Consider the following 18,757-nt stretch of genomic DNA (forward strand, 5'->3'; position numbering starts at 1 on the left):
GCTCCTGCAACACAAATTTACATTTTTGAAATTCCTTGTAATAGCATGCCAAAAAGCAAACTAATAAAAGAGAAAGCACCGACGGATACAGCAATGATTCGGTTATTTTTCCATTCTTTTATGAAGACCATAAACCCTAAAATACAAAGAAAATACCAGATTGGTAGAAAAATAAAATTGCTAACATTGTCAGGGAGTAAGGTATAAAAACTAGTCAAAACTAAAACCCAATGTCCAAGAAATAAAGCGATAACAACAAGGGAATGTCGATAAGGACGGTTTACATATGTTCGATTTTTAAGGGTGATGAAAATGAAAGTTAATGTGATGAGAATGATTAAAAAAACGACAGCGAGTAAAAGTAATGTAAATGTCATATTAAACCTCCTTTAATGCATTTGGTTCATTATAGAATTTTTAAGAAATGAATCTATTATTTTATATGCTTGTTTTGTAGATTCTTTGTTATATTTTACAGTGTAAGGATCTAGAAATCCATGTTCTCCTGGAAGCTGCTTTATATGTAGAGATGGATTGTTTTGTTCTTGTAATGTTGTAATAAGAGAAGAAATGGAACAGTTTAATTCTGTTTCTGGAAAAATTAAAAGAGTAGGACAGGTAGGGATTATATAAGAATAGTCTCGTATGCGAGAGCCATAGCAACCGATAATAAACTGAAGTTTTGGGTTGTTACTGCATAGCCAAGAGATGGTTGCCCCAATACTGAAGCCTATGAGTCCTATATATGAATAGGATTTTGAAAGTGTTTCAATCATTTCTTCAATTTTCTCTTTTCCATGTTGGAATCCAATGTTTTGCATAAAATGGGAGTAAGCTTTTTGTTCATCATCATAATGAAAAGGAGAATCTAGTTCTAAAAGATTCGGACAGAATACATCAATCAGTGTTGAAGAAAAATTTGATATTATATCCTGCATATGTTCATTTACGCCGTATATTTCATGTACAACAATAAGAGCTATTTTTTGATTCATAAGTTACAAACCTTTCCTATGGAAGTCATATTCTTTTTCAACAAGACAAATCCGCATATGGAACTGTTCGTACCATTGTTCACGGCCTCTTTGTCTTGCTATAGTATGTGCTGCGTTTTCTCTCCATTGTTTAATTGCTTCAAGTGATTCCCAGTATGAAATGGTAATACCAAAGCCAGAGTGATCCCGTACGCTTTCAACGTCTATGAATCCAGGTTGCTCTTTAGCGAGTGTCTCCATTTCTTCAGCTACATCGCTATAATCAGTCGTGTCTTGTGAAAGCTGGGAAGTGAATATGACTGCATAATAAGATTTATTACTTTGCTTTGTATCCTTCATCGTATCCCCCCAATTATACTTATGGATTGTATCATATCATAAAGATTGAATAGTGTGTCTTTTGCGTATGAAGATGTTTTGTAAAATATCACGTACCGTATAGATATTAAAAAATAGAAAGGCACTTTTTTTGTGTAGTGATAGTAAAAATATTTATTTCATACGGTACAAAAGAAAAAAACCACTTCAAATAAGCTGAAGTGGAATTTCTTATAGTTCCTCTAGACTATTAATTGGAACAGTTAACTCACGTTCTGGGTTGGTTGCATCATATATTCGAGCGGTTTCATTGCTTTCATCAACATGTTGAATCATAACAGGTAGGCCTTGAAAACTAACATGCGCTTGTTCTGATGACTCGGACAGCTCTTTTGCACGTTGTACATTCATTCTTACATTCCTCCCATCTTTATTATTGTTGCTTAAAGAGAGGGGTAATATACCAATTTTAGGCTAATTTAAGAATTTTGTATCATTTGTAACGTTTCTTTAATAAACACGGTAAATGTCGAATCAGGAAATTCTTGTATCGCATGAAAGGCTCCGGTTGCTTCTTGAAGCGCTTTTTGCTTATTTTGGAGCTCCATATAACAAAGGGCACGGTAAGCTCTGCCGGTGATGATCCATGCTTGATCGAGTGGATGGAACATGTAGTCTGGAATTGTTGCCCGCTCTAATGCTTTTAACGCCTCTTCGTATCGTTTGAGACCATATAAAGATTTTCCTTTTTCAACGTAATATGCACCATCTTCTCGGAACAGATGTTCATCTTGGAGTTTTTTTCTGAACATTTCCAGATGTTGTAGGGCTAATGTATATTCATTTGTAATTGTGTTGTAGTAATAAGCTTTTAATATGTCTACAATCGCAAGGGATAAAGTGTTTTCTGTAAAAATAGCAAATTGCTCGGATTTTTTTATATAGTGTAAATATTTCTTTTTATCAGCTACTAGTACATTTTGATAAGAGAGAATTCGATAAAATTCGTCTGTCTTATAATACACTTGATTTTCTTTTGAGAAATCAAGGGCTTGTAAGATGATTTTTTCGCATCCCTCATAATTACCATATGCGAGTAAAACAACGGCTTCACATAAGAAAAGTTCTATTTGTATAATTAGGTCCATTTCCAATTGTTTTTCTTCATATTCTTTGCGTATAGAGGTAAGAAGCTGTAGACATTCTTCATATTTTTTTTGAACAAATAATAAATAACAAAATTTTAAACTAGTTTGAGTACTCTCACGATATAAAGTATATTTTTGAAAAGTTTCTACGGCTTTTTCAATATAGGAATGAATATTGTAATCTTTCATATGAAATGCAACGCTTATAAATTGTTTATATAAACGAGCTGTACTTAAAGTAGGTGGCAGCTCTTTTTGAACAATAGGTAGCAGTGTGTGATACACTTCCTCAAATTGATTGTTTTTTATAGCTTGTTCCATTTTTGGAATCAGCTTTGTTACTTCTTCATTGTCTTCCTCAAGTAAAAAACTTGCTTCACATTCAAGCTTACTAGCAAGATATTGTAATGTCTTCATGGAAGGAGTTGCTTTCCCATTTTCAATTTGACTCAGCATGCTTTTCGTTAGCTCTGAGCCAGCTAATTCTGTTTGCGTAAGACGCTTTTCTTTTCGTAATGCTTTAATTTTCTCACCAAGAGTAGCCATATAGTTGCTCCTTTATTATAAAAAGTTAAATATAATTAAACTTTTTGTTGTAAAAAATTGAAAAATGATTATATAATAAGTTTAACACAATTTAACTTTTAAGGGGAGAGTGGCATAATGACGGATGCGAGTATAAGTCAAAATGATTTAAGAATGAAAATCGCAACGAGAAATATTATTTTAATGATGATTGGAAAAATGACTTCTTTATTAGGTGCAGGGATTTATACGTTTGCAATGGGGTTATATGTATTAAAAACGACGGGGTCAGGAGTTGGATTTGCAATTACACTTATTTGTGGTTCTATTCCAAGAATGGTATGTGGACCAATTGCAGGAGCTGTGGCAGACCGTGTGAATCGACGATGGCTTATTATTGGTATGGATGTATTAAGTAGTTTAACAATGATCACAATGTTTATTCTTTCTACTATATTTGGATCATCACTTCTATTTATTTATATTTCGGCGGCACTATTATCAATCTGTGCAAGTTTCTACTCTGTTTCATTCACCTCTTCCATTCCAAATTTAGTAGATGTGGAGCGGATTCAAAAAGCAAGTGCTTTAAATCAGACAGCTGATTCATTATCAAGAATTTTAGCACCGATAATCGGGGGAGTAATATTTGGTTTATTTCCCATTACATCCTTTTTTCTTTTAAATGGAATTACATTTTTCTTAGCTGTTATTGTACAATTATTTATCGTATTTGATTTGTATAAAAAAGAAGTGGAAGAGGAGAAAGGAGATTTTTTTGCGAGTATAAAAGAGGGGTTTTTATATGTGAAACAGCAGCATGAAATATATGGACTTATGAAGATTGCTCTTTGGGTAAACTTTTTTTCTAGCGCACTTTTTGTTGCGCTTCCCTATATTATTGTGCAGAGCTTACATTTAACTTCTAAGCAACTTGGCACTGTAGAAGGTATGCTGGCGGTTGGAATGTTAATTGGTGCAATTGTTTTGTCTGTTCGTAAGGAAGTAAATAACCCATTTCGATCTATTTATATTAGCTTGTTTTTGTTTGCAAGTTTAAGTTTATTTACCGTTTTTCCATTAATCGTTGCGCTTCCAAAGATAGTAAGTTTTATTTATTATATTGTTTTTATGCTTCTGAGTGGTATATCAATGATAGCAGTAAATATCCCAATGCAAGTGCATATTCAAAAAACAACAGATCCAGGATATTTAGGGCGGGTTTTTGGGCTACTTGAAACAATTGCTACTGCAATTGCCCCGCTTGGGATGATTTTGTTTGGGTTTTTATTGGATATACTCCCAACGAGTGTCGTAATGTTAATATTAGGAACTGGCCTACTTTTAGTAGTTCTTGTTGGAATGAAGCAATCTAGAATGAAAAAACAAGTAGACGTGTCGGCTTAATTTATGAATGAATTATATTTATATGTAAGAAAACATCATCTAGTTATATGTACTGGATGATGTTTCTTTTTGAAAGTATGTTTTAGCTATGATACATTTAATAAAGTGTGTAACAAAGAAAGAGGAGAAAAACAGTATGAGAAAAATAAGTTTTGTTATGTTTTGTTTATTTTTTCTAATGGCTGGCTGTAGTAACTACGATACGTATATTGAAACAGGGATGAAATCATTGCAAGATGAAAAATATAGTGATGCAGTTATGTGGTTTGAAAAGGCTGAAGAAGAAAAATTTACGGAAGAAACAAAATCCTATAAGGATGTTGCCAAGCTAATGGATCACGGTGCATCGGCGTTAAAAGATGGTAAATATTTAGAAGCAAAAGATGATGCAAATCAAGTATTACAAAAGAAAAAGGATGCATCCCTTGAGAAATCCGTAAAGTCAAACGCAGAAAAGATGCTTCAAAAGGCAAATGACATTGAGGAAAAAGAAAAAGAAAGAATTGCAAAGCAAAAAAAAATAGATGAAGAAGGCATTGATAAAGTAATCAAAGCAGTTGATAGTATTGATGAAGCAAAGGAAAAACAGAAAAAAGTCGGAGAAGCATTAGATAAGGCTGAAAATGCAAAAGAAAAAATAGAAGAGAAGAAAAATCAATAAAAATCATATTTGATATGCATGAGCTGTCGTTTCTTACGACGGCTTTTCTTTTTGAACTTTTTTTGACAAATTAAGTAATTCAAAAAACGTTAGGGAATATTTGGTATGATGGGATTGTTGAGAAAGTTTTCTACAAATCATAAGGGGGTTATGAAATGGGAAAATTAGATGGGAAAGTAGCTTTTGTTACTGGCGCTGCAATGGGAAATGGGGCTGGAATTGCTCATGTGTTTGCAGAGTTAGGAGCGAAAGTGTTACTTGTTGATATTTCTGAAAAGGTTCATGAAACGGCAAAGGAGATTGTTAGTAAAGGGTTAGAAGCAGCAAGTTATGAAGTAGATGTTACTGATTTTGCTGCTGTAAAAGAAATCACAAAAGATGCATATGAGAAGTATGGAAAAATTGATATATTAGTGAATAATGCAGGAGTCATTCGACTCGCTAATTTTTTAGATATGTCAGATGAGATGCGCGATTTTCAATTTCAAGTGAATATTAATGGTGTATGGAACTTTTCGAAAGCCGTTTTGCCATACATGATTGAGAAAAATTACGGAAAAATCGTAAATATGTCTTCTGTGACAGGGACGTTAGTTGCAGATGAGGGAGAAACAGCGTATGCAACGACAAAAGCAGCAATTTGGGGATTTACAAAAGCGCTAGCACGCGAAGTAGCCAAGCACCGTATTACGGTGAACGCGATTTGTCCAGGATATATTATGACGCCGATGGCAGAGCAAATTGCAAATGAATCTGATCCAAATGAACCGAATACTGTTATTGACGGAATCGCTTCAGGCGTTCCGTTAGGACGTTTAGGAAAAATTGAAGAAGTCGGACAGTTAGCTGGTTTCCTTGCATCTGATGAGTCCAGCTACATAACAGGTACACACATTGTAATTGATGGTGGGAGCACATTGCCAGAAACGGTTTCTGTTGGTGTAGAATAATATTTTAAATATAGGGGAAACCTTAATTTCTTATGGTTTCTCCTATTAACGGTAATGTATTTTATATAATTAGAAAAATTAATTTTGTTACAAAAACTTGAATTCGCACTATTTCATCAAAAAAAGGAATATAATAAACACATAACCTATTACAAGGAAGTGTAACTTATGAGTACTGTAGTTATCGTATATGGTATTATTCTTTCTACTATTTTCACTTTATTTGTTGTTGGAGTATCGCGTTATATCCATAAATGGAAAGAAGGGATTGCAAAGTTAAATCGTATTGAAGAAGAATTCGAAGATTTAATGTTACATCACAGTAAGTAATATGGTGTTATTTTTTAATCAAACAATGTGAAGTATATCACAAAACATGCTGGCATTTTGGAGCATGTTTTTTGTTATATAAAAACATAGATAGGCACATCAACTACATTCCTTTTACTATAGATATATTCAGTGCTGTAGGAGTATTTGTGATTGTTTATATTCTCTATTTAATTGTGCATTATTTATTCACAAAGGTGATCAGCCGAACAATTTAATTTATATAGTAACGATATTTTCAAAAAATATTTAAAGATAATTTTATTATGTAAACAAAAGGAATTGATCTAGATGGAATCGAAATGATTGAAATAGAAAATAAAAGGAGGAATTTTATGACACAAATATATTTTGTTCGCCATGCTCATTCTACATATACCCCGGAAGAAAGAGAACGACCACTCTCTGAAAAAGGATGGAAAGATGCACAAACTGTGATAAATCTATTAAAAGAGGAACAAATAGATGTTGTATTGTCTAGCCCATATAAACGGGCGATTCAAACCGTTCAAGGAGTCGCACAACATTTTGATTTATCCATACAGATTGAAGAAGATTTACGGGAGAGACTATTAAGTAAAGAGCCAGTAATAGACTTTGAGAAAGCAATGATGAAAGTATGGGGGAATCCAAACTTTTCTTTTGAGGGGGGAGAATCAAATGATCTGGCGCAGAAGAGAGGAATTCAATGTATACAACATATATTAACGCAATATAAAGGGAAAAATATCGTAATTGGAACGCATGGGAATATTATGGTGCTAATAATGAATTATTTTGATGCTCAATACGGTTTTGATTTTTGGAAAGAATTAGAGATGCCAGATGTATATAAATTATCATTTGTTGGAGAAAAGCTTATATCTGCGAAAAAGATGGAAGTGAGTAAGACAGTACAATAATCCGGTCATCTGTTGAATATTTTGTAATTTTTTATCAAAAAAGAAGGAAAGAGGGCGGTTATTAGAGAAGTATACTTTTGTAACATAAAAATGCGTGATAAAGGAGGCTGTTTACATGTTTGAGAAAGAGAAGGGGTTAGTAGATCATCGAGAAGGACTCATTGAAGTTCATAACGTATATGAAGTTGTGCCACCAGATGGAACAATTATTGGCATGGCAACACCAGAAGAGATAGAAGTTGCTGCTGAACTAGAACTACAGCACTATGCCTATTCTCGTTTACTAGAAGCAAATGTTCAGTTAGACGGTTCCTCCTATAAAGATATACTTCAGGAATTCCAGGAGTATGAAAGAAAGTCAATGACATTTTGGCGTGCGTTACATAAACGCTTAGCTGTACCTTGGGCATGGGTACTTCGTGTTGATGTTGCCAATGGACCTATATATGTGAATAATGGAAACCTGTATTATGATGATGATGAAAACGAGGAAGATTATGAATAGATGAGTGGGGAAGCAGTGAGAACTGCTTCCTTTTTTCTAGTTTCAATTGAAACATTCATGGTTTCTAATGTGATTTTTCTCGCCGCCTTGTAGGGAATAAATTGCATCAATAATAATATCTGGTCTATCATGTTCAATCCCGTGGCTAGCATGTTGAGCGAGGATGTACCTGCTATTTTGAGAGAGCATCAGTTGTTCGTGAATAAGTTCTTGCCACATCTCTTCAAGCTTTATTGCTTCTTCAGAGGGCATTCCACTTTCAATCATTTGTTTAATGGAGTAATTTGGGTCCCGTCCGATGATAATAAATGGAGTTTGTAATGTTCCTTCAAATTGTTTTATGTTCTGTGCACAGGCTTTCCAATTTAAAAGCTCTGAAGCAGTCGCCTTATATAGTGAGGGCGAAGTAGAGAAATTCATATGTTGTTTTTGTTTATGGGATTCTAAATGGCTATATTGGTTTGATAATATAGGTTGTAATTCTGTATAGAGAGTACTTTGATCCATCTTGGAATAAGCTATGTATTTTTGTAACCATATTTCATCCGATTCGGTTTGATTCGAGACAGGTAAATCAAGATCATCTAATCGATGTAAGTTCATAGAAGTAGAATCAACAAGGACAACAGCTTTTAATTCTTCCGAGTGCAACATAGCAAACTGCTGTGCGCATAATCCTCCATAAGAATGCCCAACTAAAATAATCGGTTGTCGAATCGTAAGCATATGTAATAATTCGCGCAATTCTTTTGCTGCTTGTAGTGTTGTACGCGGTTCATCACCAATTTCACTTTTCCCGTAACCAGGACGATGAAAGAGAATAACTTTATAACTGTGAGCAAGCTTCTCTGCAATGAACATCCAATCATAAAAAGAACAACCCATTCCGGTTTGAATCACAACGGTCTGAGAGCCATGTCCCAGTGTACAAACTTCTATCTTCTTTCCAAGTACTTCTACAAAATGATTCATCTTAACCCTCCACTAGGATTGAAATAATTTTTGACAAGCGAAAACGATACACCAGATGCCGATACCGAATAGTATAGATGTACTTAGTGAAAAAGAATTTTTTAATCCGATATAAACGATAAATAATAGGAGTGCTGATGCAGGAAATCCGTATAATACTCCTAAAGCAAATTGACTTAACTCTTGTTTACCCCCGCCTTCAACAGAAATCCAAAACAAGCTAAGCAAACTAATGAGAGGAAGTGCTGCGATAAAGCCACCAAGTGTACTATAATGTTTGGCAAATTCAGTTACACCGCCGATGATAAGGGCGGAGACAATGACCTTAACGAGGAAATGCATACTTTGACTCCTTTGCTAGTAATGAAAAAGCTTTTTCGATTAATTGTTGTTCTTCTTTTGAAAATTGAGATTCTAATACTTTTAATTTTTCTTCATCTAATAATGTATGTTTCGCTAACGCTTCCTTACCTTCAGTAGTCAATGCAAGGTTAACGACTCGTTCATCTTGTTTATTTCGCTCCTTTATAACGAATCCTTTTTGAATTAGGCGTTTTACATGTTCTGATGCTGTATTATGGGATAATCCTAATTCAGATGCGATGTTCCCGATAGTAGTTTCCGTTTCTCGGGAAATGATTTGCAGAATTCGAATGGCTTGGTGAGAAAGATTATCTTCATATTCATACCGTAAGTGATAATAAATGGTTTCCCAATTCTGATTGACATTTTTCATGGTAATGGTCCTCCTGGTTTTTTTATATCGTATGTTAAGATATATTCGTTTTATAAGATGTAAAATCCTTTTATTTCACATGAAAATATTCAAAAAGTTTATTTTTCTTGCAATATACGGTACTCTTAGTGTAAAGGCATACAAATAGCAAGAGAGAGGATGATCGAAGTGCATACATTTAAATGGATTAGTCATGAAAAGATGTATTTAGACCAAATACATGTTGAAAAATGTGGTCCTCTTTCAGTTGGTATATATGGCGGGAATCAAGAGAGTGATGCGTATGAAAGAGGAGATGCAGTACTAGCTTGGTGGGACCCACAATTTGAATTTGTTATGATTTTTGACGCTCATCATAAAACGAAAAATATACATTATATAATAGATGCAATTTCTGAAAGAAAAGAGAAGTTACAAGAATTATTCTCGTATCCCATCCATCTGGCATTTCATCATACACATATGTACTTATTAGCGTTATTTACAGATGAATCGTTTATTGAGAAAAGTGAACAAGAAAATGAAGAATTAGCTTGTTTAATTTGTTTAAGAAAAGGTGAGTTCTTATATTGGTTATCAGTTGGAGAGTGCTTTGCTTACTTATTCCATGCGGAACAATTAAAGAACGGAAAAGGAAGATTAAATAAGCGTAAATTTTATGAGTATATTGGAAGAAAAAATGTGTTTGCTGCTAATACACCTTGTTTCACTTCTGGCGTTCGTGGATTAGAGAAGGGGATGAACCATATTGTTTTAGCGACAGATGGTGTGTTAGAGTGTGATAAACAGTCGTTTGATGAGGATCAGTCTTTATTTGAAGTACTCTATAATGGGGATGCTCTTCAGATGGAGCCTGTATTGGCAAACGTGCTCGAATGGAAGGGAAGAGATTGTGCGACGATTATCGGATGGTCCATTGATACGGAAAAGAGAGAATGTGCAAATTAATATGGTTTACAAAGTGAGCTTAGGATGGATCTTAAGCTCACTTTATTTTTTGAATAGATAAGAATGCGAGTGAGATTCAAATAATTTAATATACATTTATATTAAAATTAAGAAAATAAAAAGATGAGAAATGTGAGAGAAAAAATAATTTTGTACGTTATATAAGGTGTAAAAGCTTTTACAAAAAAATAAGGGGAATCGCTACATGAAATCAAATGAGAAAAATTTTATAAAAAGGTTGCAACGGCAAAAAGAAGATGCGCTAGAGTTTATTGTGGATACATATTTGCCATTAATAAAGGGGATAACACACAAGGTTCTCATTCCGTTAAAAAACGATGGATTGATAGAAGAGTGTATCAATGATATTTTTCTTTCGGTTTGGCATAACGCAAACAAGTTTCATGGAGAGGCGGAAGATTTTCAGAAGTGGATTGCAGCAATTGCGAAATTTAAAGCGATTGATTATTACAGGAAAGTGAATAAGGAAGTTGAGATTACTTCAGATGATTTGGATGTAAATAAAGGAAGATCCGCAGAAGATGAATTCATTGTAATAGAAGATAGAAATGAACTTGTGAAGATAATTAATGAATTAGAGCCTGTGGATCAAAAGATTTTTATCATGAAGTTCCTCCTAGGATTCAAGACGGAAGAAATAGGAGAAAAGCTAGGTTTAACGAGGGCTGCGGTTGATAATCGAATTTATCGTGGGAAAAAGAAATTACAAAAAAATGCTACGAATCTTAGTTTAGGAGGTAGTGTAATATGAAAGACATCTACGAGCTATTAAATGACATTGATATAGATGAAAAAGAATTAGAGGAAATGAAGGCTTATGAATTTGAAAGAGAAAAAGTGAAGCGTAATTTAAAACAATCGATACACCAAAAGAAAAAAATGAAGAAATGGAAAAAGGGTGTCGCTGCTGCATCGATTTTAGTAGGGTTGTCAGTTGCAACACTTGGAATTGGATTTCCTACTTATGCAGGGGGGCTTCCAATAGTAGGTGATATTTTTCGTTTTTTAGATAATGGAAGAACGGGACTGTATGAAAATTATAAAGAATTTTCTACTGAGTTAAATATGACGAGAGAAAGTAATGGGGTTAAGATCACAATTAATGATGCTGTTTTTGATGGTAGAACTGTAGCGATAACGTATTCTATTGAAAGTGATAAAGATTTAGGGGAGAACCCGAACATATTTGGTTTCCCGCAGGTGATGGGTTTTAATGGTGCGGGAGGAAGTTCTAAAGTTACGAAAGTGGGAGAGAAAAAGTATGTAGGTATGACTACAATAAGTGGTCATAGTAGTAAAAGACTGGACGTTGCAAATGTTAGATGGGATATGGAAGCAATTGATATGCATGAGGAAGAAAAATCAATAAAAGGAAACTGGAACTTTGCGCTTAGTTTAAAGGCAATGGATAGTAAAGAAATTAAGCTCCAAGGAAATTCGGAAAAAGAAGGCATAAAAGTGAATGTAGACAAAATGGAAGTGACTCCAATGTCATTTATCATTTTTTACAATCAGGAAGAATCTAAAGAATTAAGAAGTATATGGGATAGTGCAGATGTTGAATTGGAAATAAAAGATGATTTAGGAAATCGATATGTAGGTGAAGGTAATGGTGGAACAAGTACAGTAGCAGAGCCACATAAAAGTAGTTGGAGTGCTACATTCCAAAAGTTGAACGAAAATGCAACGAAGCTTATTGTTACACCTCATGTGAACTTACGAGTGCATACGCCTGAAAATCATGGTGGAGTGGAGTATGTTGATGGGAAAGAGAAAAAAATTGAAGTACCTAAAAAAGAAGCAAAAAGTAAAGATATTGTTTTAGATGCTATCGTAATTGATTTAAAAAAGTAAGAGAGGAAAGGACTGTCTTGATAAATTGACAGTCTTTTTTTATTACGAAATTGTCAGGAAGAAAGCGTGGTGATGCTTTGTTTTATATTCTTCTTTGTATTTCTTAACAGTATGAAAGAATATGAGAAGAAGGGGGCGCATTTTTATTTTCGGCTGAGAAAAAAGGGAAAAATAGCAGAGATAAAGAAATGGGTATAAGTGAATCGACTTGGATGAATGAGTAATATTTGTCACAAAATAGATTGCAGAAATTATTGGCGGATTTGTAACGAATAGTTTAGCACCTTTATCAGATGCTGGGCATATGCTAAGTGACGCAGTCTCTCTTGCTTTAAGCTCGCCTTTAAAATTGAAGAAAAGCATAAAAAGCCACTTTGCGAAGTATGAAAGAAAAAAGATGATAAAAGGTGTCATATACTTCCTAGGGAAACATACATATATATAATGTGGCCACAAACAGTTTGTAAGGTAAATATTGCATAAACTTACTTTACTTATAAAGTATCATCTTTTATAATCAAAGTGGTAATTGATAAAGATTATCATTTTCAATGTTTGTAGAAAGGAGTTTTTAAAAGATGAGTAGTCAACTCCGTTTTGCTGTTGAAAAGCGTAAGAGGCAGTTAATCGATCAGTTAATTGGGGCAGGGGTGTTTAAAGTTCTCGATCGACAATTATACGAGCTTTCCTTAGAAGAACTAGAAAAAGAGTATAGGGACATTGAGAAATATGCCGAGATTCGCGCATAGTCATATAAAATTATAAAGGAAGAGCCGTTTACGTTAAGAAAACACGTAAACGGCTCTTTTCATTATTTCACAGAGATTATTTTTTTGATTTCTTTCATTGGTCGTAACCAGTTTTGAGACATGATTTTTTCTATTTGTGCCGTATCTTGTTTTTTTAATGCCTCAATAATTAAAGTGTGTTCTTCAATTGATTGACGTGCAGGAATGAAGTTCTGGAAAAATAGATATTCAAGACGTAATACATGGAGCTGGATATTTGCTAAGAACGGTTCGATGTATGTATTTTTAGCGATTGCTACGATTGTGTTATGAAATTGTATATCTAAATGTAAAGCTTGTTTTGAGTTTTTTTCATTTATGGCATTTTCGAATGCTGCATTTATTTCAGAAAGTTTTATTAGATCTGCTTCTATTATTTGATGAATGGCTTGTTTTCCAACAATAGTATGAAGACCAGCAATCGTTTCATAGATGACAGATACATCTTCTAGTTTTATAGGGGCAATTTTTGTTTTTTGTCCTGGAACCATTTCTACCAATCCGGAGAGTTCTAACACTTGCAACGCTTCTCTAACAGGTGTTCTACTCACACCTAAAGCTTCGGCTAGCTCCCCGTCATTAATTTTTTCATCAGGCTTTAAAACACCCTCAATAATCCAATCTTGTAATTGATTTAACACAAGTGACTTAGCGGATACTCTTTCTTGCTTACGATAGTTTTGAGGAATAGGCATGACTAGACAGTTCCTTTCATTTTATGTTTTGTTTTTTTGTCTCGACAAGTCGTAGTTTCGGTTTTCCTTCATCAGGCTTTTGACTCAGTACAAGTACCATTACAATAACACAAAGAGCGCCTAATAATTGAAAGGATTGAAACGGAACATGCAAAATGAGAATAGAAGAAATGATAGCTGCAAGCGGTTCTGTACAACCAAATAGTGTCGTCTCTTTAGGTGTAAGATAGCGGATACTATCTAAATATAAGTAGAACGCGATGAGTGTTCCGAAAATAACAACGAATGCAATGAGAAACAGATTGTTAAGTTGTAAATATTTCATGCCTGATAATAAGATAAACTCGTTCGTGGAGAAAAAGTGTAAGATGGTTACACCAACTCCCCCAATAATCATGCCCCATCCAACAATGACAGATGAAGACGATTTCTCTAATAATTCCTTTGAATAAAGGCTGTAGAATGCTAGTGACAGACCAGATAAAATGCCCCAAATGATAGCTGGAGTTGAAACAGCTAAATTATCAATAGAGCCATTTGTTAGTAAGAAAAAGGTTCCGATTAAAGAGAGTGCGATCGAAATAAAATCAATTTGCGTAGGACGAATATTCCATTTAAAGATAAGATAAACAGTTATAAATATTGGTGCTAAATATTGTAACAATGTTGCGACTGCAGCATTTCCCTCCTTAATAGAAGCAAAATAGGTGTATTGCACTGCAAGCATACCTAACAATCCAAATAGAATCAGTTTGTTTGCATCCTTCTTTTGTTTCCAAATACCGAGCACTTCTGATTTTTTACTGCCAAATGAGGAGAATAAGAGCAAAATACTTCCGGATATAAGTAAGCGAATTGTCACTAACCATTCTGTAGAGACATGTTCTTGTTGAAAAAGTTGTTGTGCAGCAGTTCCGGATAATCCCCATAAACTTGCACCTGTAATAACCATAATAATGCCTTTCAACCGTCCTGAATCCAAAGATAGGTCCTCCTTTCAAAAGGGAATCCAATTGAAATATGAAATACAATATGCAATATATCACAAGTGACATTAAAAATAAACAGAATTTTTAAATAGCAAAACAGACAAGTGGTGGTTATGATTATGGTAAAATATTGTAAAGGGGGGATTTGATGATCGGCGGATTCATAATTTGTTTTCTTGTAGGCATGTTAATTATTATTTTGAGATACCAGATTCACATAAAAAAGAGATTATTTCTTCTTGCAGGATATCAGGAAGAGACGTTTGTAGGGGATAAAGAAAAGCTTGCAAAAATAGCAGGGATTTTTTCTTATGTAATAGGAATTACTACCGCTTTGTTACCGTTTGGATTAGAAACAATAGGTGATGCTACGGGAATTGGTTATGGGATTTTTGTTGTTATAAGTACAATTGCACTTGTTATATGGGGTAATGTAATAAATAAGCCTAGTAATTCTAAAGAATAAACGAAAACAAGATGGTAACCTTTTAGGGAAACCATCTTGTTTTTTTGCTTTGCATTATGATGCTACGGTAAAGGGAGGGATCGGATCAACAAAATCATCCCAATCCAGTCTCATTTCTTCCTCGGTTAACAAGCATGTATCTAAAGAGTGTTCAATATCATATTGATTCATTTCGACACCAATAAAGACTAGCTCTGTTAGTCGATCCCCGTACTGCTCATCCCAAGTTTTTAGTATTCCTGGCTCTTCTATAAGTATTTGCTGCTGCTCAGCTTCAGGTAATGCTGCAACCCATTCGCCAGCTCCTTGGATGGTAATCGAAGAACCAGCTTGAGATAGAAGTCCCATCATATGATTACGAGATGCGAGCCAGAAAAAGCCTTTCGCTCTTACTACGTCTAGTGGCCAGCTTTGTAGCCAGTTCATAAGACGAGTAGGATGAAATGGACGTTTGCGACGATAAACGAATGAACCAATGCTGTATTCCTCTGTTTCTGGTGTGTGGTGTTCGCTATTTAATTCTTGAATCCAACCAGCTGATTGACTAGCCTCATCATAGTTGAATGAATTTGTATTTAAAATTTGGTTTAATGGAACCTGACTAAATGAAGATTCAATGATTTTAGATTCTGGATTTAACCTTTGTAATAGATGATGGAGTTCTCTAACATCCTCTTTTTCTAATAAATCAACTTTGTTTAGAACAATAACATTTGCAAACTCAATTTGATCGATTAATAGATCGATAACCTCTCGTGTATCACTTTCATCGATTGCTTGTTTTCGGTCTAGTAAGCTTTCACCAGCTGCAAAATCATCCCAAAATCGATTGGCATCGACTACAGTAACCATTGTATCAAGGCGACATTTGTTCGTTAAATCAATTTCTAGTGCCTCATCTACATAAGTAAATGTTTGTGCAACAGGGATAGGTTCGCTAATGCCGGAAGATTCAATTACAATGTAGTCAATATCTCCAGCTTCTACAAGACGATTTACTTCTATAATTAAGTCTTCTCTCAGAGTGCAACAAATACAACCATTTTGAATTTCTACTAATTTTTCTTCTGTACGAGAAAAGCCTCCTTGTTTTACAAGTGCGGCATCAATATTTACTTCGCTCATATCATTTACTATAACAGCTACTTTTAAGCCTTCTCTATTTGTCAAAATATGATTTAATAATGTTGTTTTTCCAGAACCTAAAAAACCACTTAACACGGTAATGGGTACTTTTTTCACTGTATATTCCTCCTTGTAAATCGTAATCATTACGTTTTATAATAAATGAACTTAAAAAGAAATGCAAGAATAAATCATAATGATTACGATTTGTGAATAGAAATGAAGTATAAAAAATGTTTGGGAATTGTCATAGAAAAAAAGGACAAGCATACGTTTAAATATGAATAAAGTGGAGGCGAGGAAGTTGGTTTTTAATAGAATATCAAAGGAGTTAATTGGTACGCTTCTCATTGCTATTTTTCTTTTTTTATTCTTTTTTGTAGATTTCACAAACCTAGCAAATTTGCATAAGACTATTCCAAAAGAATGGTTGAACGTAAATACAATTTTTTTAAGCATTTTCTTTGAGGCAGTACCTTTTATTTTATTAGGAGTTCTCGTTTCTTCTGTCATTCAAGTATTTGTGACAGAGGAGATGATCCAAAAAATATTACCAAAATCAGCAATTGTTGCAATGGTTCCTGCGGCATTTGTTGGTGTCCTTTTTCCAATGTGTGAGTGCGTCATCATTCCGGTAGTAAGACGGCTTATTCAGAAAGGTTTGCCCTTGCATGTAGGAATGGTGATTTTAGTAAGTGCCCCGATTTTAAATCCAATTGTGTTTTTATCAACGTATTATGCATTTCGAACGAATCCAAATGTTATATATGCTCGTTTTGGGTTAGCATTATTTGTTGCATTATTGATAGGTTTAGTGGTGTATTATGTATACCGTAATAAAAGTATTTTAAAAGAACAAAAAGTGATCCCTCATGATGAGAAGAAAAAAAGTTGGCGAGATGTCATAAGTCATGGAGTGGATGAATTTTTTGATACAGGTAAGTACTTATTAATTGGTGCGTTTTTAGCAAGTTTATTTCAAACATTTTTAGATCGTAACGTGCTTGCAGAAATTGCAACTAGCGAAGTAATTTCACCTTTTGTTATGATGGCATTTGGATATGTACTATCACTTTGTTCAGAGGCAGATGCATTTATCGCAGCGTCATTTGGACATATATTTTCTGTAAAAGCACTCGTTGCTTTTCTAGTATTTGGTCCGATGTTAGATTTGAAAAATACATTGATGTTATTTGCTTACTTTCAAAAAAGATTTGTTTTCTTCTTTATTGGAATTGTCACGATTAGTGTATATATCGTTGTTCAGTTTGCAATGAGTTAGGAGATGACGACAATGAAAAAGCAAAGTAAACAAGAATTTCATGCATATATTCGGGGGATTATTTTACTTGGGTTTGCAATACTTCTATTTAAACTACTAGTAACAGGAAATATTGATAATTTTATCGCACCCAAAATGATAAAGTTTATCTATTTCGCGTTTTTTCTTTCGCTCATTCTAGGTTGCTTACAAATATGGAATGGGAATGGGGAGAAAAAAAGAAAATGTAACTGTTGCGAAAATCCTACAGTGCCAAAATCAAAAATTGGAATTTGTATGTTATACGCAATTTTTCTTATTCCGATTGTGAGTGCATTTTTATTTTCTAATGTGACGATTGATGGTAGTGTAGCAGCGAAACGTGGTATGAATCAAAGTGCAGGAGCGAAGCAACAATCCGAAAATTCGGATTGGAGGCAGCTATTAGTTGATCAAGAAGAAGAACCTGTTCAAAACCTTCCTATCCCAAAACAGTCACAAGAAGCCTTAGAAAAAAGCATAATGAAACAAAATACAATCCAAGTAGATAATCAAAATTATATTCAAACGATGAATGTAATTGGTCAAGATGTGCTTGGATTTAAAGGGAAAGAAATCACATTTACGGGTTTTATTTATCATGATAAAGAAGTAAAGGGAGATCAAGTAGTAGTTGCTCGTTATGGAATTACGTGTTGTGTTGCTGATGCTTCTGTTTGGGGAATGATTGTTTCAGGAGAAGATGTGAAAAGTCTTCCGGAAGAAACGTGGGTGAAAGTAACAGGGACACTGGATGAGACGACATATAAAGGGACGCTATTTCCACTTGTAAAACTAAATAAAGCAGAAAAAATAGAAACGCCGAAGAACCCATACGTATATGATGCTTTGCCGCAGTGATAATTTGAAAAAGTGATTAGAATTGCTCTGGAAGTTTAAAATTATCTGAAATTCTTATTTCATTTTTGATTACACCAAGTCTCATGAGAAAATTTTGAATCATGATGGCGCACTTTTAGGAGTTGGGATTTTAGTTTTCCACTTTTCGATTTTTCTAGCATTAAGTTTGTATGATATTAAAAGAAAAGACATTGTGCATGAATGGATATTCTCTGTTATAGAGTAAGGAAATATTTGTATTGTAAAATGATAAAAAGCGAA

24 protein-coding genes and 1 pseudogene are annotated in these 18,757 nt (G+C 34.1%); 14 read left to right on the forward strand and 11 right to left on the reverse strand.

Annotated features, from left to right (window positions below; translation table 11 throughout):
• Positions 1-17 precede the first annotated feature (17 nt).
• The 5 genes from CN373_RS01320 to CN373_RS01340 form a co-directional block, all read right to left on the reverse strand.
• Positions 18-377 (reverse strand): hypothetical protein, encoded by a 360-nt coding sequence (locus CN373_RS01320; RefSeq protein WP_000144694.1) that lies wholly within the window; start codon positions 375-377, stop codon positions 18-20.
• A gap of 12 nt (positions 378-389) precedes the next feature.
• Positions 390-995: a dienelactone hydrolase family protein gene (locus CN373_RS01325; protein WP_001072134.1), complete on the reverse strand. Its 606-nt coding sequence runs from the start codon at positions 993-995 to the stop codon at positions 390-392.
• 3 nt (positions 996-998) lie between these two features.
• Positions 999-1,334 (reverse strand): antibiotic biosynthesis monooxygenase family protein, encoded by a 336-nt coding sequence (locus CN373_RS01330; protein ID WP_098358647.1) that lies wholly within the window; start codon positions 1,332-1,334, stop codon positions 999-1,001.
• Positions 1,335-1,544: 210 nt separating this feature from the next.
• The gene (locus CN373_RS01335; protein WP_001102752.1) at positions 1,545-1,724 is read right to left on the reverse strand and encodes an H-type small acid-soluble spore protein; all 180 of its coding nucleotides are present in this window, start codon (positions 1,722-1,724) and stop codon (positions 1,545-1,547) included.
• A 68-nt stretch (positions 1,725-1,792) separates the two neighbouring features.
• A complete protein-coding gene (locus tag CN373_RS01340) occupies positions 1,793-3,007 on the reverse strand; it encodes a helix-turn-helix domain-containing protein (RefSeq protein ID WP_098358648.1) in 1,215 nt (404 codons plus the stop codon).
• Positions 3,008-3,124: 117 nt separating this feature from the next.
• On the opposite strand from CN373_RS01340, the gene CN373_RS01345 reads away from it, so the two are divergent.
• The 6 genes from CN373_RS01345 to CN373_RS01370 all read left to right on the forward strand — a co-directional run bounded on the left by CN373_RS01345 (position 3,125) and on the right by CN373_RS01370 (position 7,741).
• Positions 3,125-4,393, forward strand: a complete 1,269-nt coding sequence (locus CN373_RS01345; protein WP_000128737.1) for an MFS transporter — start codon at positions 3,125-3,127, stop codon at positions 4,391-4,393.
• Positions 4,394-4,529: 136 nt separating this feature from the next.
• On the forward strand, positions 4,530-5,054 hold the full coding sequence (locus CN373_RS01350; protein WP_098358649.1) for a DUF4398 domain-containing protein: 525 nt from the start codon (positions 4,530-4,532) through the stop codon (positions 5,052-5,054).
• A gap of 155 nt (positions 5,055-5,209) precedes the next feature.
• A complete protein-coding gene (ucpA, locus tag CN373_RS01355) occupies positions 5,210-6,004 on the forward strand; it encodes an SDR family oxidoreductase UcpA (protein ID WP_098358650.1) in 795 nt (264 codons plus the stop codon).
• A gap of 168 nt (positions 6,005-6,172) precedes the next feature.
• Complete coding sequence (locus tag CN373_RS01360; RefSeq protein ID WP_098358651.1) at positions 6,173-6,334, forward strand: peptidase; 162 nt, start codon at positions 6,173-6,175, stop codon at positions 6,332-6,334.
• A gap of 335 nt (positions 6,335-6,669) precedes the next feature.
• On the forward strand, positions 6,670-7,236 hold the full coding sequence (locus tag CN373_RS01365; protein ID WP_098358652.1) for a histidine phosphatase family protein: 567 nt from the start codon (positions 6,670-6,672) through the stop codon (positions 7,234-7,236).
• Between the two features lie 115 nt (positions 7,237-7,351).
• Positions 7,352-7,741, forward strand: a complete 390-nt coding sequence (locus CN373_RS01370; RefSeq protein WP_098358653.1) for a hypothetical protein — start codon at positions 7,352-7,354, stop codon at positions 7,739-7,741.
• Between the two features lie 42 nt (positions 7,742-7,783).
• Here CN373_RS01370 and CN373_RS01375 read toward each other — a convergent pair whose 3' ends face one another.
• Genes CN373_RS01375 through CN373_RS01385 form a run of 3 tightly spaced genes read right to left on the reverse strand, consistent with a single transcriptional unit; the run spans position 7,784 to position 9,449 of the window.
• A complete protein-coding gene (locus CN373_RS01375; RefSeq protein WP_098358654.1) occupies positions 7,784-8,713 on the reverse strand; it encodes an alpha/beta fold hydrolase in 930 nt (309 codons plus the stop codon).
• A gap of 12 nt (positions 8,714-8,725) precedes the next feature.
• Positions 8,726-9,055, reverse strand: coding sequence for a DUF3147 family protein (locus CN373_RS01380; RefSeq protein ID WP_098358655.1), 330 nt, complete (start codon positions 9,053-9,055; stop codon positions 8,726-8,728).
• The gene (locus CN373_RS01385) at positions 9,039-9,449 is read right to left on the reverse strand and encodes a MarR family winged helix-turn-helix transcriptional regulator (protein ID WP_000800270.1); all 411 of its coding nucleotides are present in this window, start codon (positions 9,447-9,449) and stop codon (positions 9,039-9,041) included. The genes CN373_RS01380 and CN373_RS01385 overlap by 17 nt, the downstream gene beginning before the upstream one ends.
• A 159-nt stretch (positions 9,450-9,608) precedes the next feature.
• Here CN373_RS01385 and CN373_RS01390 point away from each other — a divergent pair, with 159 nt between their 5' ends.
• The 5 genes and pseudogenes from CN373_RS01390 to fbpA all read left to right on the forward strand — a co-directional run bounded on the left by CN373_RS01390 (position 9,609) and on the right by fbpA (position 13,021).
• Positions 9,609-10,397 carry a protein phosphatase 2C domain-containing protein gene (locus tag CN373_RS01390; protein ID WP_000573585.1) on the forward strand — a complete coding sequence of 263 codons (789 nt, stop codon included), beginning with the start codon at positions 9,609-9,611 and terminating at the stop codon, positions 10,395-10,397.
• Between the two features lie 205 nt (positions 10,398-10,602).
• On the forward strand, positions 10,603-11,169 hold the full coding sequence (locus tag CN373_RS01395) for a sigma-70 family RNA polymerase sigma factor (RefSeq protein WP_098358656.1): 567 nt from the start codon (positions 10,603-10,605) through the stop codon (positions 11,167-11,169).
• The gene (locus tag CN373_RS01400; RefSeq protein WP_098358657.1) at positions 11,166-12,272 is read left to right on the forward strand and encodes a DUF4179 domain-containing protein; all 1,107 of its coding nucleotides are present in this window, start codon (positions 11,166-11,168) and stop codon (positions 12,270-12,272) included. The genes CN373_RS01395 and CN373_RS01400 overlap by 4 nt, the downstream gene beginning before the upstream one ends.
• Positions 12,273-12,513: 241 nt before the next feature.
• Positions 12,514-12,600: pseudogene (locus CN373_RS01405) on the forward strand (hypothetical protein); the annotation flags it as partial.
• 250 nt (positions 12,601-12,850) lie between these two features.
• A complete protein-coding gene (fbpA, locus tag CN373_RS01410) occupies positions 12,851-13,021 on the forward strand; it encodes a Fur-regulated basic protein FbpA (protein ID WP_000098299.1) in 171 nt (56 codons plus the stop codon).
• A gap of 62 nt (positions 13,022-13,083) precedes the next feature.
• Here fbpA and CN373_RS01415 read toward each other — a convergent pair whose 3' ends face one another.
• Positions 13,084-13,755 carry a GntR family transcriptional regulator gene (locus CN373_RS01415; protein WP_098358658.1) on the reverse strand — a complete coding sequence of 224 codons (672 nt, stop codon included), beginning with the start codon at positions 13,753-13,755 and terminating at the stop codon, positions 13,084-13,086.
• 16 nt (positions 13,756-13,771) lie between these two features.
• Entirely contained in the window at positions 13,772-14,737 is a 966-nt protein-coding gene (locus CN373_RS01420) for a DMT family transporter (RefSeq protein ID WP_111901880.1), read from the reverse strand.
• A gap of 155 nt (positions 14,738-14,892) precedes the next feature.
• Here CN373_RS01420 and CN373_RS01425 point away from each other — a divergent pair, with 155 nt between their 5' ends.
• On the forward strand, positions 14,893-15,210 hold the full coding sequence (locus CN373_RS01425; RefSeq protein WP_098358659.1) for a DUF3784 domain-containing protein: 318 nt from the start codon (positions 14,893-14,895) through the stop codon (positions 15,208-15,210).
• Between the two features lie 54 nt (positions 15,211-15,264).
• Here CN373_RS01425 and CN373_RS01430 read toward each other — a convergent pair whose 3' ends face one another.
• Positions 15,265-16,452, reverse strand: coding sequence for a GTP-binding protein (locus tag CN373_RS01430; protein ID WP_098358660.1), 1,188 nt, complete (start codon positions 16,450-16,452; stop codon positions 15,265-15,267).
• A gap of 187 nt (positions 16,453-16,639) precedes the next feature.
• Between CN373_RS01430 and CN373_RS01435 the strand changes: the two genes are divergently transcribed.
• Positions 16,640-17,617, forward strand: coding sequence for a permease (locus tag CN373_RS01435; protein ID WP_111901879.1), 978 nt, complete (start codon positions 16,640-16,642; stop codon positions 17,615-17,617).
• Positions 17,618-17,629: 12 nt separating this feature from the next.
• Positions 17,630-18,496: a TIGR03943 family putative permease subunit gene (locus tag CN373_RS01440; RefSeq protein ID WP_098358661.1), complete on the forward strand. Its 867-nt coding sequence runs from the start codon at positions 17,630-17,632 to the stop codon at positions 18,494-18,496.
• Positions 18,497-18,757: the final 261 nt, after the last annotated feature.

The organism is Bacillus cereus (assembly GCF_002561295.1).
GTDB lineage: Bacteria > Bacillota > Bacilli > Bacillales > Bacillaceae_G > Bacillus_A > Bacillus_A cereus_S.